Below are 14301 nucleotides of genomic sequence, written 5' to 3' on the forward strand. Positions count from 1 at the left end.
TTCCCTTCTCCTTCATCGCCTGCGAACAGGCCGGTGTAATGCCCGTTCAGGCGTCCTGATACAGCGTAATAATCTGGGCTTCCGTCACAGTGCGTGGATTAGTGGTAATACAGATGTCGTTGAGCGCCGCACGGGCGAAACCGACATAGTCAGACTCGCGTCCTCCGGCCGCGCGTAACCCGCTCCCTAACTCCAGTTCGTCGATGAGATGTTCAACAAAAGCGATGGTTTCGCTGGCCGCACAAGATTTGCCCGTCAGGGCGTGACCAATCTCGCTATAGGCGGTTTTGCACACCAACTGGTTAAATTTCATAACAGCAGGCAGCATGATGGCGTTAGCCTTGCCATGGGGAATGCCATAGGCGGCACCTATCTGGTGTGCGCTGGCATGGCATAACCCAAGACCTGCATTAGAAAACGCCATTCCGGCCATATACGACGCGAGCATCATCGCTTCACGTGCAGCCAAATCATGACCTTGCCCTACAGCCTGCGGTAACGCGTGCCCAATACTGTTGATGGCGCGATACGCAAGCCCACGGGTTAACGGTGTGCCATTACTTGCCACATAAACTTCAATGGCGTGTGTTAAGGCATCGATTCCTGTTGCGGCGGTAATATGAGGTGGGACACCCAGCGTCAGACACGCATCAATAATGGCGACATCTGGGATCAACATGGTGTGGACAAGAACCTGTTTACGGTGAGTTTGCGCTGCGATAATTACCGCCACGTTGGTGGCTTCCGAACCCGTTCCCGACGTGGTGGGAATAGCGATAAACGGCAGACGGCGATTCAGGCGTGTTCCGGCCACTATGCTTTCGAGGGCGAGTGATGGATTCGTGGCAATCACAGCCACCACTTTTGCGGCATCCAGAACGGAACCGCCCCCCAGAGCAACAACGCCATCGCACTGACAACGGGCGATTTGTTCAACCGCTGCACCGATATCACTGTCGACAGGTTCGCCAGGTGAACATGGCCAGATTTCATACGCGATGCCGCTGTGCTTCAGATTACGCTCCAGCACATCGGTCATTCCGGCTTGATGCAACATGCTATCAACCATCACGAAAGGACGATAAATGCCGCGCTCAAGTAATGCCTCACCACAACGCGCCACTGCACCGGGCCCCATAAACGTGGCGGGCGGTACGGAAAACTCGCGCACGTTGCGGGCATTCATCATATCCAGCGCCTGATAGAGCGCGGATTGCATCTCTTCACTGTGCATGAGCACCCTCCACGTGTGTCATCCCGCAAACGGCAATGGCCAGCGGAGTCATGAAAATAGAGTGCGGGGGCAACTGAATCGTTAATTCAGGGAAACACTGACGGAACAGCCCTTCGACACCCGGCTGCATACAGGAACCGCCCGCCAGCCAGAGCTGTTCGACGTCGTAACCCTCAATATGACGAGCGACAATGTCCGCCATTTTTTCGTAAACCGGGCGAACCACAGGCCAGAGATTTGCATCGCTACCGCGCTTCATTTGCTCGGCTTCTTCCAGCGCAATACGTTGATTACCCGCGAGGGTAAGGGAGATATGGTGCCCGCCCGTGGCTTCATCGCCGGAGTAAATCACTTGCCCTTGTGAAACGACGGCAATGCCAGTGGTGCCACCGCCAATATCCACCACCGCCGCTTTATCAAGCTGGAGCATATCGGCAACGGCTGTCGGCTCATCAAGCACACGGCTCACTTCCAGACCCGCAGACTCAAGCACATTGACTGATATCCGGGGATCGGTGCCCGGTGGAAATGAGGTGGCGGCGTGGCTAAAGCGAAAGCCAAGCTGTTGCTCCAGCGTGTCGAGATGACGACGTACAATCTGCACCGCGCCGAAAAAATCCCAGACCACGCCATCACGAACCACATCTGCCCAATCGAGGCAAACCGCAACGGGCTGACAATCGCTGTCGATAACCAGCGACACGACATCGCACGTACCGAGATCGATTCCCAGCCACAGCGGTTGCTGATCGGCATTCATTGGCCTGTTGCACAGCAAAGATGCATTCCGTAAACGGTCATTGAGCCAGGTTTGTTCGCTGCGTGCCATTGCCCCTCTCCTTAAACGATGCGGAATCCATCTACCAGTACACAACGACGCAGGCGTACAAAGGTTCTGGCCGATGTCACACCTTCGCCTGTTGGCGTGGTGATGGTCATGGAGGTCCAGCCTTCGCCACCCAGCCCCAGCCCGGCGATACACGAGCCATTTTTAACGAAAATACTGGTGTCGATGGCATTCGCCATTGCGTTCATATTGTCGATATTGCGCGAGTGCATGGCAGCGGTATGGTGGCAGCCTCCTTCCAGCTTCACCGCCAGCGCAATGGCCTCGGTGACATTTGCCACACGGATCATCGGCAATACCGGCATCATCATTTCTGTGACGGCAAAAGGATGGCGCGCCGTGGTTTGCACCAGCAGCAAGCGTGTTTCAGGGGCCACGTTAAGACTGATAGCGGCGGCAATTTTGGCCGCATCACGCCCAACCCAGTCGCGAACGACTTGGCCTTTTCCCTGTTCATCTACGTTTTTCAGCACAATCGGCAGCAGTTTTTCGGCCTGCGCGTCGCTGAGCAAAACGGCGTGATTACGCTGCATTTCTTCCAGCAACGCGTCCGCTACGCTTTCCACCACAATCAGCACTTTTTCATCGGCGCAGATGATGTTGTTATCAAACGACGCTCCCTGCACGATAGCTTTCGCTGCGCGAGGAATATCGGCGGTTTCATCCACGACAACCGGTGGGTTCCCTGCACCTGCGGCGATCAAACGTTTGTTAGTGTGTTTACGCGCCGCGTCTACCACCGCTTCGCCACCTGTCACCACCAATAAACCGATGCCGGGGTATTTGAATAATCGTTGTGCGGTTTCGATATCAGGATTGAGAACCGTTACCAGTAAATTCGCCGGGCCACCCGCCGCAATAATCGCTTCGTTAAGCCAGGTGATAGTTTGCTGTGAGACATTTTTTGCCGCTGGATGCGGTGCAAAGACCACGCTGTTCCCGGCGGAGATCATGCTGATTGCGTTGTTAATGACGGTTGCCGCTGGGTTGGTCGACGGAGTTACCGAAGCCACCACGCCCCATGGCGCATTTTCGATGAGCGTCAGACCGTTATCACCGGTTAACACTTGCGGTGTCAGGCATTCAACGCCCGGAGTACCGCGAGCCTGAGCAATATTTTTGGCACATTTATCTGCAACGCGGCCCATCCCGGTTTCCGCTACCGCCATTTCCGCAAGCGTTTGTGCATGTTGCTCGCCCGCCAGACGGATAGCAGCCACGGCTTTCTGGCGCATCGCCACGCTGGTTAAGGATTTTTGTGCCACGCAAGCCGCTTCAACGGCATCATCCAGTGAGGCAAAAACGCCTGCGCCGCACGGTTTTGTGACGGGTTGTGGTGTTGTGTTTGCCGCCATTCCTGCCAGCACAGCTTTCACCACCTGTTCAATTTGTTGCCTATCCATGCCGCTCAACCCTCACTATTTATGGAAGATAATTTCTCTATCCATGACCACTTCATCGACGATGCCTATCACGCACATGTCGACCGGAGAGGCTTCACTATGATGTGCACGGCGAGCGGAACTCCCGCCCACCAGCAACACCCATTCGCCGTTTCCGGCACCAATGCTGTCAGTGGCTATTGCACACTCACCACTCGGTTCGCCCTGGCGGTTAATCATCTCCACCATCAGCAATTTGTCGTGTTCAAGCCCGCTGTGGCGGACTGTGCAAACGATTTGACCAATGACCATTGCCAGCTTCATGCTCGCCTCCGGACAAAATTCAGATAAAGCAATCCTGTGCCGCCCTGAGGCTGCCAGATAATCAGGTAAAAGAAGGGTGACGTCGGGGGATGACGTCACCGGCTATCAATCGATAGTTTTGTCGCTACCCAGGCCAATCGGGAAGACTTCTTCCAAATCGCCATGTGGACGTGGGATGACATGAACGGAAACCAACTCGCCAATACGCTGAGCCGCAGCAGCTCCGGCATCCGTTGCAGCTTTACAGGCTGCTACATCACCACGCACCATTGCCGTTACCAGCCCACCGCCGATCTGTTTTACGCCAACCAGTTTGACGCGTGCGGCTTTGACCATCGCATCCGATGCTTCAATCACTGCGACCAAACCTCTTGTTTCGATAAGTCCTAGTGCTTCCATGATTTATTTCCTCTCACTCGGTTAAAAAGTTAGACATTTATGGGTGCATATTCTTCACATAGGGCACGTGCTAACCCCTCGACAATGCGGGTTCAGTACTTCTTTCCATCTCGGTATGAGTTTGTGTTTGAGCAATCAGCACCAGCTCAATGATTTCACGCGTGCTGCATCCTCGGGAAAGGTCATGCAGTGGTGCATTCAATCCCTGGATCATCGGGCCAATTGCGCGGAATCCGCCCAGCCGTTGCGCAATTTTGTAGCCAATATTGCCCGCCTCAAGCGACGGAAAAACCAGCACATTTGCCTGCCCTCCCAGCACACTTTCAGGCGCTTTTTGCGCAGCTACCTGGGGCACAAAGGCCGCATCAAATTGCAATTCGCCATCCACGCACAGTTCAGGGGCACGCTCACGTACTATCTCCGTTGCCTGTTGAACGGTGGCAACGCAAGGATGGCGGGCGCTGCCGTTGGTAGAAAATGACAACATGGCGACACGTGCTAGCTGCCCGGTGATTGCCTGCCAGCTTTGTGCGCTGCTGATAGCGATATCAGCAAGCTGAGCGGCTGTCGGTTGCGGTACGACACTGCAATCGGCAAACCCGAGGATCCTTTCTCCCTCTGGCGGCAGCATCAAAAACAGTGAAGAGAGTGTTTTAACACCCGGTTGCAAGCCGATAACTTTCAAACCGGCACGCAAAACGGCAGCCGTAGATGACATATTCCCGGCAATACACACATCGGCTTTCCCTGCCTTGACCATCGCAGCCGCAAACCAGAGCGGGTCACGTAACCGTTCTTTGGCATCATCCGGCGTTTTATCACCGAGACGCTGCGTCAGTTGCTGATAAAACTCTACCAACCAGTCATGTGACGTGGCTGGATCGATAATCTGTAATCCGTCGAGTGGTAGCCCGGCCGCCAGAGCGAAATGGCGCAAGGCAAACGGATTGGCCAGGATAATGGGTTGTGCCAGACCGTGATGCTGGAGGTAATGCGCAGCTTCAATAACCCGCGCATCCTTCGCATCCGGGAAGACGACACGCTTAGGCTGGTTTTGGGCCTGGCGACGGCAACGGTCAAGCAGCATGTGAGCCTCCAGACAGCCGCCGCAGTAGCGTTGCTGCATCTGGCCACTCTTTTTTCAGGCACAGGATCATCAATACATAAACCGCGCTTGAGAGGCGATTAAGTGCCAGCAATAAATCCGCTTTTTGTACGTGGTAATCCGCACCAATAAAGACTGTTGCCGCGCAGATTTCTGTTTCACGAATCTTTGTCCGAAGCAAATTGAGCAATGCAACTTCGCGCCCATGTGCCGCATCGGGAACCAGATGATCGTGCCCAAGATATTTCAACGGCTGATGTGATAAACGGTGTAAATCGTCAGCGGATAAACCCACTAATTGCTGTTCAGGCAATGCCTGCTCCAGCGCGTCAGCACGCATGATATTGCCCAGCAGGGAACGAATATCGGCAAGCCAAAGTGCAGCCGTTTTATCGAATTCAGTTTGCAGCCATACCGCCATAGCAATGGCGCTATCCAGGCTTGCGCGAAATGCCAGACGAGGATCGTTTTTCGCCACAAATACATGCGCATTAAGATGGGTTAGCGTGTCTGGTTTTTCTTTCACTTGCTGCTGGCATAACTCGCAATGCGCGACCTGTGCAACGGATTCACTCGTCAGGCCGTGTACCGGCTGTAATTTCTCTTCCGTTTCAACAAACAAGCGCCCGTCATCATCCTGGAATTTCACCAGCAAACGGCGTGCGTCAATGAGTTCACGGGCCGACGGTGTCATACGGCTGTCAGCGGGAAGGCGGATTTCGCTCCCTTCGCTGAGGGTGTGATTTGCCCGTAGCCAATCTTCAGTAATGAAGGTGCTCATAAGCGCCTCGCCTTAGCATTCCTGCCAATTGGCAGGCCAGGCAACATAGAGAAAACGAACGTGGCTGGGAGTGCCAAATTCGATGCTGGAACCTTTAGGGATAAACATCACATCCCCTGCTTTACCGATAAGCGTTTCGCCTTCATGGCGTATGTGTAATTCCCCTTCCAGCACCATGTCGATTTCATCGTAATTCAGCGTCCAGGGGAAAAAACCGTTTTCCCACTGCATGAAACCTGCCGCCATGCTGCTGCCATCCGCGCCCGTGACCAAATCGGTTAACCCAACACACGGCTCTTGTGCGCCATCAAAACGGCCAAATTTTACCGAACTGCCATCAATAACTTTAATGCCGCCCTTGCCCGTTACCGCGCGAAAACTCGGTTGCATCCCACTGCCCACGCGCGTTTTCTGCTCTTGCTCAACCTTCTCAATAAGCTGCGCCACCAGGCTTTCGGTAAACATTCCCTCCGGTAGCTGAGAGATGATTTCTTCGCGAATACGCTGGCGTTCGGAGCGAGGCGGAGAGCTTTCTGCCACTACAGGGCTTACACCCTCTTCCACTAACGCGATATCCAGTTGCTCGGCAACCACACGGGCTTCAGGCGTGACGATGGATTCTTTCAGGACAAAAGTTATGGTTTTAAGACCACTGGAATGGGCTTCACGAATATCATTAGCCGTAATGAGCTTTTTCATTGAACAGGTTCCTCCTGACCACATATCTCGGCCAGATAATCCTCAAGTTGCCTGACGCTCGCAGCATCCAGGCTGTTCAGTGCAAATATTGGCGGCGTAAATCCAAAGTCTTTGAGCATCGCCTGTGTCTGTGCAATATTTGCATCGGGAAAATCAATTTTGCTTATTACCGCAACGCGTCGCAGATGCGGATAAATATCTAACAACCCGGCGGGGATGCGGCATTGCGGATCGTTTGCTGCGTGAACATATATCAATAATTCCGCATCGATCAGGGTATTAATTAATGCAGAATACAACCGTGGATGACTAAAAAATTCCCCCGGCGTGTCGACATTTCCCACATCACTAAATTCAACCGCCTGAGTTTTTCTGGCCTGTGAATAATTTCCCTGTAACGCGTTAAACAATGTTGTTTTCCCTGCACCCACGGTGCCGACAAACACGATGCGTTTCATGCGGCTAGCTCCGCGTCACAGTACAGACGGTATAACTCAGAATATTGCTGAGGCCGGTTATCGTCTGTTGTAAGGCTTCTTCTACCGAACCGACTGAGCCGTAAACCACTAATGCGCCACTGAATCTATCAAGAAAACCAATGTTCACGCTGGCGGCCTTGGTGGCGAGGTCTCCCGCAATCATGGCGGTTTCACCCGGCGTCAGGGTCATAATGCCAATCGCTTCAGCGCCAGGAACGCCTATTTTCTTCGCTAATTCCTCACCGGGATGAGCAATTAAATGCGCCAGTGTGACCTGTTTTCCAGGAACAAATTCCTGAATAATGCGTTCCTTTTCCATTGCGCCTCCTGAAGAATTACTGCCATGCTGACAATAAACAGGAAAATGGAATAACAAATTTCGGCAAGTAATGGGGAAAGTTGAAGTGGATCACTCAATATTATTTCTCTTTCAAACCCTATCTTTATTTGTGCGATACAACTCGAATTATTGGAATGTAAATATGAAAAATAAATATCAATTCATTTCAGCATGTAAATAAAAAAGGCGGGATAATATCCCGCCGTCATTATTATTTGCTAAAGAGTCTGTTTCACACCACTGCCGTTGTCAGCCTTGATGTACAGCAAAGCCGCCCTTGTTCGTCGCTGATTTCAATCTGCCAGACCTGATGGCGGCGTCCAACGTGAACCGCCGTACACACGCCGCGCACAAGGCCTTCACGCGCAGAGCGCAAGTGGTTAGCGTTGACTTCAAGCCCAACAATTTTTTGCTCACCTTCGGTGCATAAATACCCGGCGACGGAACCGAGCGTTTCTGCCAACACCACCGATGCGCCACCGTGCAGCAAACCAAATGGCTGCCGGGTGCGGTTGTCGACGGGCATGGTGGCTTCTAGCGCATTATCGCCAATGTGGGTAAATACAATTCCCACATGTTCCACCATGTTGCCCGCGCCCATTTTATTCAGCGCTTCCAGATTCACTTCACGTCGCCAGATCATCCCAGAATCTCCAGTAGTGCTTGTAGCGGATGGCGTACACCATTGCCTTCCACACGTTTGACCTGACTACGGCAGGAATAGCCGGTTGCCAGGCAGCGTTGGCGCGGCAGGCGTTGCATCGCCTGATGCCACGAAAGTTCGTAAATCCCCAGCGAATTCGCATGGTTTTTCACTTCATGCCCGTAGGTTCCCGCCATACCGCAGCAACCAACGCTGACATTTTCGAGTTGCGCCCCCAGACGAGCAAAAATGGCTGCCCACTGATTTGGTGACGTCGGTAATGCGGTCACTTCGGTACAGTGGCCGAACAGATACCACGACTCGCCGCTCACAACCTTGCTTTCACGGTTTTCCAGCACGGACGGCAACCATTCATGAACCAGTTGAACGTGGAAATCCCCACGATCCTCGCCCAGAGTTTGCTTATATTCGTCGCGATAACAAAGTACCAGCGCAGGGTCGACGCCGACCATCGGCATACCTAATTTCGCAATGCGATTCAGGAATTCAGAGGTTTTACGCGCAGTGCGGGCAAATTTTTGCAGGAACCCTTTTATGTGTTGCGCTTTACCATTGGGTGAGAATGGCAGAACGACTGGGTTGTAACCTAATTTGCTCACCAGACGCACAAAATCCGCCACCACTTGTGCATCGTAATAACTGGTGAACGGGTCCTGCACCACCAGCACGGTTTTAGCTCGTTGTTCGGCGCTAAAGCTTTCGAGTTGCTCAAGCGTGGTATTCGCGCAAGTGTGCCCGACCAACTTCTGCTGTAACGTCGGCGTGGAGAGCAGCGGTAAATCAATCATGCCGATGTGTTTCGCAGAAAGATTGCGCACCCACGGCTGGCTCATAAAGAAGTTGAAGGTTTTCGGGGCACGCGCCATGAGCGGTGCATAGCTTTCTACCGTTGCCACCAGATGGTCACGCATCGGGCGCAAATAGCGCGTGTGATAGAGCTGTAAGAAGCGCGAGCGGAATTCAGGCACATCAATTTTAATTGGGCACTGAGTGGAGCACGCTTTACACGCCAGACAACCTGACATCGCCTCTTTCACTTCATGGGAAAAATCATACTCGCCTTTGCGAGCGTGCCAGGAGTTGCGCGTACGCTCGATAAGCGTGCGCAGGCTGGCTCGTTTTTCCGGTATTTGTTTTTCCAGCGCATCAGGATCAACACCACGGTCGGCCAACAAACGCAGCCATTCACGCGTTAACGTGGCGCGGCCTTTTGGCGAATGAATGCGGTTGCTGGTGATTTTCATCGACGGGCACATTGGGCTTTTCACATCAAAGTTAAAGCACAAGCCATTGCCGTTACACTCCATCGCGCCACGCCAGGAAGTACGCACCGCAATCGGGATTTGCCTGTCGAAGGTCCCGCGTTTCACCGCGTCGACCTGCATCATCGGGTCATCAACGCCCAGAGGAGGACAGATTTTGCCTGGGTTTAAGCGGTTATCCGGGTCGAATACCGCTTTGATGCGGCGTAGCTCTTCATACAGTGTTTCACCAAAGAAGGCCGGACTGTATTCGGCGCGGAAACCTTTACCATGTTCCCCCCACAACAAACCGCCGTATTTCGCGGTAAGCGCTACGACATCGTCAGAAATACGCTTCATCAGCACTTCCTGATGCGGGTCGGTCATATCCAGCGCCGGGCGCACATGCAGAACCCCGGCATCAACGTGGCCGAACATGCCGTAGCTCAGATTGTGGCTATCAAGTAACGCGCGGAACTCCGTAATATAGTCGGCCAAATGCTGCGGCGGTACGCACGTATCTTCCGCAAAAGGAATCGGCTTCGCCTGCCCTTTGGCATTCCCCAGCAGGCCGACGGCTTTTTTACGCATGTTATAGATACGTTCAATTCCCGCCAGTTCAGTACAGACCTGCCAGCCGATGACTCCGCCCTCGCCCTGCGACATTAATGTGTCGAGGCGTTCACACAGTGAAGCCACCTGGCCTTCAATTAGCGCCAGATCGTCGCCTGCAAATTCAACGATATTCAGGCCAAGCATCTCTTTGCCAGGCACATCGGTGATCAATTCACTGACCGAATGCCAGACGATATCTTCCCGCGCCAGGTTGAGGACTTTGGAATCGACGGTTTCGACGGACAGGGCTCGAGCTTCCACCATGAACGGCGCGTTGCGCAATGCGGAATCAAACGAGTCATATTTGATATTCACCAGACGACGTACTTTTGGCAGCCGCGTGATATCCAGCTTCGCCTCGGTAATAAACGCAAGCGTACCTTCTGAGCCACACAAAATGCGCGTCAGGTCGAATTGCGAGAGGTCGTCGTTAAAAACGTGGCGCAGATCGTAGCCCGTCAGGAAACGGTTTAGTTTCGGGAATTTGTCGAGAATCAGCGGTCGTTGTTCACGGCAACGTTCAAGCACCGTGCGATAGATCTTGCCGGTCGGGCTATCGTCACGCCCCAGGTCTTGCGCAAGGAGTGTCGACATCGGATGCGTATCAAGAATATCGCCACCGAGCAAAACAGCACGTACCCCCATCACGTGATCGGAGGTTTTCCCATAGACCAGTGAGCCCTGCCCCGAGGCGTCGGTATTGATCATCCCGCCAAGTGTGGCACGGTTGCTGGTAGACAGTTCCGGGGCAAAGAAGTAACCGTATGGTTTGAGAAATTGATTGAGCTGGTCTTTTATTACGCCCGCTTCGACTCGCACCCAACCCTGTTCAGGATTGATTTCAATAATGCGATTCATATAGCGCGACATGTCGACGACAATGCCTTTATTCAGTGACTGGCCGTTCGTGCCAGTACCGCCGCCTCTCGGGGTAAAAATCAGGGATTTGAAGCGGTCTTCTGAGGCGAGTCGGGTCAATAGCGCGACGTCAGCCGTAGAACGGGGAAATAAAACCGCATCCGGCAACAGTTGATAAATACTATTATCGGTGGACATCGTGAGCCTGTCAGCGTAGCTGGTCGCTGTATCGCCGGTAAAACCTTGCTGTTCCAGTGCCTGCAAAAAATTGAGCACCAATTGAACAAGACCTGGTGCCTGAGAAATTTGTGGGATCATTGAAGGGTCGACCCTGCTCGAAGTTGTAAGTTATCGTTTGCGTATAAAACTTTTTATATACCCTTTAGCACTTCCGTTCCAGCCAGGCAGCAAGCGAACCAACACCCGCGCAGCCTGAAGAATGAAGTGTATTTGTTTTTAACACATTTTTTTAGGACATGCCCGCCTGTTTTGTTTCTGTTAAAAATCGAGGAAATACATCATCATTATTGGATCCGCTTTGCGGTTTTAACGCAGGCACTTTGCCCGTTATCAGTTATTGAGGTGATTTTATCTATGGTTAAAGTCAGTCAGCCAAAGGATCTGTTACAGATCTTGCTGTCCGTGTTATTTATTTCGGTGATGATTATCGCCTGTTTGTGGATTGTCCGGCCGTTTGTTCTGGGTTTCGCCTGGGCTGGAACCATCGTTATTGCGACCTGGCCGTTGATGCTCAGAGTCCAAAAATTAATGTGGGGAAAGCGTTCGCTCGCCGTTGCGGTGATGACGCTTCTGCTGCTGATGCTATTTGTTATTCCGGTGGCGCTGCTGGTGAATAGCCTGGTCGATAACAGCGGCCCCGTTATCGCGTGGGCCACAACAGGCAATATGGAATTGCCAAAATTTGAGTGGTTAAACAGCATTCCCCTTATTGGTAACAGTCTTTATTCTGGCTGGAATACGCTGGTAGACAGCGGCGGCAGCGCCATTATGGCGAAAATTCGTCCTTATATTGGCACCACGACGACCTGGTTCCTTGGGCAAGCGATACACGTTGGCAGTTTCCTGATGCATTGCGGTCTTATGTTGCTGTTTAGCGTGTTGCTGTATGCGAAAGGCGAGACGCTTGGCAACGGCATTCGCCATTTCTCGTTCCGCCTGGCAGGCAAACGTGGCGATGCGGCAGTGTTGCTGGCAGGGCAAGCGGTTCGCGCTGTGGCGCTGGGCGTGGTGGTGACCGCGCTGGTTCAGTCCGTGTTGGGCGGTGTTGGGTTGGCAATTGCCGGTATCCCCAATGCCACGCTGTTAACCGTGGTGATGCTGATGTGCTGCCTGGTGCAAATTGGCCCATTGTTGGTGCTGATTCCCTCCATCGTCTGGCTGTACTGGACGGGCGATAACACCTGGGGCACGGTGCTGCTGGTATGGAGTTGCGTGGTCGGCACCATGGACAACGTCATTCGTCCGGTGTTGATTCGTATGGGCGCCGATTTGCCGATGATCCTGATTCTCTCTGGCGTCATTGGTGGTTTGATTGCCTTTGGGATGATTGGCTTGTTTATCGGGCCGGTGCTGCTGGCAGTATCGTATCGTCTGATTTCGGTGTGGATGCATGAAGCACCGCCACCGCAAGATGATCCCAATGAGGTCGTTGAAATTCTGGAAGAACGCGAGTAAAAGTCGCTGAAAGTTTGTGTTGCTCTCACTTGCCGGGAGCAACACAAGCGCAATGATTAACAATCCTTATCAATCCCCCGCTTTTTATCGCCTGTTCAAGCCTTTGATTTTACAAAGATGCAGTAATGTGATCTCAATCATTACTTTCCATTAACTATTGAGACGAATCCGAGTGACGCCCCAGGGGGATGTACCTACTATTACTTCACGGCTATGAATCAACACATTGATTTATAAGCATGGAAATCCCCTGAGTGAAACAACGAATTGCTGTGTGTAGTCTTTGCCCATCTCAACGATGGGCTTTTTTTTTGTTATTTCAGCTTTCTACATAAGCCATCACCGCCAAGAATTCTATCTGTGTAAGCAACTAAAAATGCACTCTATCTCTCACAAAAAAACCACACATTAGCTATGCGCAGGAATATTTAAACAGTTTTTCACCAGCCTCCTTCTCTCTGTTATTTTGATACACATGCAGGTAATGCCTCAGGAGTATGCCGAAACTCCCGGAATTTTTCTTTTCATGTAGTCCACGACTGATTTCAGTATATTTCATTCACCATCTAAATAATTGATTGTATTACTTTCAGTGTTAGCATAGCCATTCTAAATGGAGGGCTTTATATGTATGAAAATCCCGTGAAGTACGCTCCCTTAAAAAAGGGAGGACTGCGTCTTCTTACGCCAGGTGAAATAGGTCTGGCCTGTTCACTTTTTGATTTCAGTGTTCACTACAATCAAGTATGGGTTCACAGAGGTGGTTACCTACCATTTAACCTTCAAGATAATTATACTGCTATGACTCCTGATGGAGAAATGTGGTTTCAGGACGGTGTCTATCAAAATGATTTTTCTATTCCTTATGTCGACGGCCAACATCTATTTCTTCATGAGATGATGCATGTTTATCAAAAACAGCGGGGGATGTGGGTAAAGACCCGAGGTGCTTTCTCATGGGCTGCTGACTATACTTACAGCTTAGATAAGGCGACCCTTAGTGACTATTCAATGGAACAGCAAGCCTGTATTGTTAGTGACTATTGGTTGTTAAAACACCATGGATTCTTTGGTCATACTAACCTTTATAAATTCCGAGATTATGACCCTCATGAACCCGTGAGAAACCTGTTAGTGAGATATGTAGAAATATTAGGGAACTTCCCATAATGAAGAAGCTATTATTGCCTGTATGTATTTTTTTAATGGGGTGCCAAAGTGGAGCAGATAAACTCGTTTATAGGGAGTGGAAATGGATAAGTGTCGACCTTGAAAGGGTTTGTTTTAGTGTAAATAAAAATGATATTTTGGACTATTACTATTTATCCTCCAACAAAAACAATCAGGTTAATGAGCTATTAGTTACAGGTAGCAAATCATTACATTTATCTTACCCTGACACATGTATAAATATTAAACTTGAAAAAGGTTATCAATACTACTCAAAGTACACGTTAAATGGCATTAATTATCGCTACAACTTTTTTATAGATAATAACTGGAATGTAATTAGCTTAGAGGGAGGATAACTCCCTCATTTTTAGCAGTGGTTAATCAGGCTACGCGTAACTCACGTTGTTTGGGATTTCACCCAATGCCATATTCGATATTTTGCCCACCTTAAGCGGTGGGATTTTC

At 51.3% G+C, this 14301-nt stretch carries 15 protein-coding genes and 1 other RNA gene; 4 read left to right on the forward strand and 12 right to left on the reverse strand.

Annotated elements, in window-relative coordinates:
- Positions 1-46 precede the first annotated feature (46 nt).
- The 12 genes from RHD99_RS14160 to ydiJ form a co-directional block, all read right to left on the reverse strand.
- Entirely contained in the window at positions 47-1234 is a 1188-nt protein-coding gene (locus RHD99_RS14160) for an iron-containing alcohol dehydrogenase (protein WP_309874654.1), read from the reverse strand.
- The gene (gene eutJ, locus RHD99_RS14165) at positions 1224-2063 is read right to left on the reverse strand and encodes an ethanolamine utilization protein EutJ (protein ID WP_309874656.1); all 840 of its coding nucleotides are present in this window, start codon (positions 2061-2063) and stop codon (positions 1224-1226) included. The genes RHD99_RS14160 and eutJ overlap by 11 nt, the downstream gene beginning before the upstream one ends.
- 11 nt (positions 2064-2074) lie before the next feature.
- A complete protein-coding gene (locus tag RHD99_RS14170) occupies positions 2075-3484 on the reverse strand; it encodes an aldehyde dehydrogenase family protein (RefSeq protein WP_309874658.1) in 1410 nt (469 codons plus the stop codon).
- Between the two features lie 15 nt (positions 3485-3499).
- On the reverse strand, positions 3500-3787 hold the full coding sequence (gene eutN / locus RHD99_RS14175; RefSeq protein ID WP_134183085.1) for an ethanolamine utilization microcompartment protein EutN: 288 nt from the start codon (positions 3785-3787) through the stop codon (positions 3500-3502).
- A gap of 105 nt (positions 3788-3892) precedes the next feature.
- Positions 3893-4186: an ethanolamine utilization microcompartment protein EutM gene (gene eutM, locus RHD99_RS14180; protein ID WP_034455942.1), complete on the reverse strand. Its 294-nt coding sequence runs from the start codon at positions 4184-4186 to the stop codon at positions 3893-3895.
- A gap of 70 nt (positions 4187-4256) precedes the next feature.
- On the reverse strand, positions 4257-5273 hold the full coding sequence (gene pta, locus RHD99_RS14185; protein WP_309879164.1) for a phosphate acetyltransferase: 1017 nt from the start codon (positions 5271-5273) through the stop codon (positions 4257-4259).
- Entirely contained in the window at positions 5263-6072 is an 810-nt protein-coding gene (eutT, locus tag RHD99_RS14190) for an ethanolamine utilization cob(I)yrinic acid a,c-diamide adenosyltransferase EutT (RefSeq protein ID WP_309874661.1), read from the reverse strand. The genes pta and eutT overlap by 11 nt, the downstream gene beginning before the upstream one ends.
- 12 nt (positions 6073-6084) lie before the next feature.
- Positions 6085-6771 (reverse strand): ethanolamine utilization acetate kinase EutQ, encoded by a 687-nt coding sequence (gene eutQ, locus RHD99_RS14195; protein ID WP_309874663.1) that lies wholly within the window; start codon positions 6769-6771, stop codon positions 6085-6087.
- On the reverse strand, positions 6768-7229 hold the full coding sequence (gene eutP, locus RHD99_RS14200; protein WP_309874665.1) for a EutP/PduV family microcompartment system protein: 462 nt from the start codon (positions 7227-7229) through the stop codon (positions 6768-6770). The genes eutQ and eutP overlap by 4 nt, the downstream gene beginning before the upstream one ends.
- A 4-nt stretch (positions 7230-7233) precedes the next feature.
- The gene (gene eutS, locus RHD99_RS14205; RefSeq protein WP_183271724.1) at positions 7234-7569 is read right to left on the reverse strand and encodes an ethanolamine utilization microcompartment protein EutS; all 336 of its coding nucleotides are present in this window, start codon (positions 7567-7569) and stop codon (positions 7234-7236) included.
- 253 nt (positions 7570-7822) lie between these two features.
- Positions 7823-8233, reverse strand: a complete 411-nt coding sequence (menI, locus tag RHD99_RS14210; RefSeq protein ID WP_183271725.1) for a 1,4-dihydroxy-2-naphthoyl-CoA hydrolase — start codon at positions 8231-8233, stop codon at positions 7823-7825.
- Positions 8230-11286, reverse strand: a complete 3057-nt coding sequence (gene ydiJ, locus RHD99_RS14215; RefSeq protein WP_309874667.1) for a D-2-hydroxyglutarate dehydrogenase YdiJ — start codon at positions 11284-11286, stop codon at positions 8230-8232. Before ydiJ ends, menI begins: the two co-directional genes overlap by 4 nt.
- A gap of 276 nt (positions 11287-11562) precedes the next feature.
- Here ydiJ and ydiK point away from each other — a divergent pair, with 276 nt between their 5' ends.
- From ydiK to RHD99_RS14235, 4 genes are all read left to right on the forward strand, one after another.
- Complete coding sequence (ydiK, locus tag RHD99_RS14220) at positions 11563-12663, forward strand: AI-2E family transporter YdiK (RefSeq protein ID WP_183271727.1); 1101 nt, start codon at positions 11563-11565, stop codon at positions 12661-12663.
- 207 nt (positions 12664-12870) lie between these two features.
- Positions 12871-12977, forward strand: an RNA gene (gene rprA / locus RHD99_RS14225) — antisense sRNA RprA.
- Between the two features lie 313 nt (positions 12978-13290).
- The gene (locus tag RHD99_RS14230) at positions 13291-13833 is read left to right on the forward strand and encodes a type IV secretion protein Rhs (RefSeq protein WP_309874669.1); all 543 of its coding nucleotides are present in this window, start codon (positions 13291-13293) and stop codon (positions 13831-13833) included.
- Positions 13833-14192, forward strand: coding sequence for a putative T6SS immunity periplasmic lipoprotein (locus RHD99_RS14235; RefSeq protein ID WP_309874671.1), 360 nt, complete (start codon positions 13833-13835; stop codon positions 14190-14192). Before RHD99_RS14230 ends, RHD99_RS14235 begins: the two co-directional genes overlap by 1 nt.
- Positions 14193-14301: the final 109 nt, after the last annotated feature.

It is taken from the genome of Buttiauxella selenatireducens, from assembly GCF_031432975.1.
In the GTDB taxonomy this organism is placed as follows: Bacteria; Pseudomonadota; Gammaproteobacteria; order Enterobacterales; family Enterobacteriaceae; genus Buttiauxella; species Buttiauxella selenatireducens.

Excerpts from the sequence above, each read along its gene's own strand:
- RHD99_RS14160 (WP_309874654.1), bottom strand. The coding sequence starts at position 1,234 with ATGCACAGTGAAGAGATGCAATCCGCGCTCTATCAGGCGCTGGATATG.
- eutJ (WP_309874656.1), bottom strand. The coding sequence starts at position 2,063 with ATGGCACGCAGCGAACAAACCTGGCTCAATGACCGTTTACGGAATGCA.
- RHD99_RS14170 (WP_309874658.1), bottom strand. The coding sequence starts at position 3,484 with ATGGATAGGCAACAAATTGAACAGGTGGTGAAAGCTGTGCTGGCAGGA.
- eutN (WP_134183085.1), bottom strand. The coding sequence starts at position 3,787 with ATGAAGCTGGCAATGGTCATTGGTCAAATCGTTTGCACAGTCCGCCAC.
- eutM (WP_034455942.1), bottom strand. The coding sequence starts at position 4,186 with ATGGAAGCACTAGGACTTATCGAAACAAGAGGTTTGGTCGCAGTGATT.
- pta (WP_309879164.1), bottom strand. The coding sequence starts at position 5,273 with ATGCTGCTTGACCGTTGCCGTCGCCAGGCCCAAAACCAGCCTAAGCGT.
- eutT (WP_309874661.1), bottom strand. The coding sequence starts at position 6,072 with ATGAGCACCTTCATTACTGAAGATTGGCTACGGGCAAATCACACCCTC.
- eutQ (WP_309874663.1), bottom strand. The coding sequence starts at position 6,771 with ATGAAAAAGCTCATTACGGCTAATGATATTCGTGAAGCCCATTCCAGT.
- eutP (WP_309874665.1), bottom strand. The coding sequence starts at position 7,229 with ATGAAACGCATCGTGTTTGTCGGCACCGTGGGTGCAGGGAAAACAACA.
- eutS (WP_183271724.1), bottom strand. The coding sequence starts at position 7,569 with ATGGAAAAGGAACGCATTATTCAGGAATTTGTTCCTGGAAAACAGGTC.
- menI (WP_183271725.1), bottom strand. The coding sequence starts at position 8,233 with ATGATCTGGCGACGTGAAGTGAATCTGGAAGCGCTGAATAAAATGGGC.
- ydiJ (WP_309874667.1), bottom strand. The coding sequence starts at position 11,286 with ATGATCCCACAAATTTCTCAGGCACCAGGTCTTGTTCAATTGGTGCTC.
- ydiK (WP_183271727.1), top strand. The coding sequence starts at position 11,563 with ATGGTTAAAGTCAGTCAGCCAAAGGATCTGTTACAGATCTTGCTGTCC.
- RHD99_RS14230 (WP_309874669.1), top strand. The coding sequence starts at position 13,291 with ATGTATGAAAATCCCGTGAAGTACGCTCCCTTAAAAAAGGGAGGACTG.
- RHD99_RS14235 (WP_309874671.1), top strand. The coding sequence starts at position 13,833 with ATGAAGAAGCTATTATTGCCTGTATGTATTTTTTTAATGGGGTGCCAA.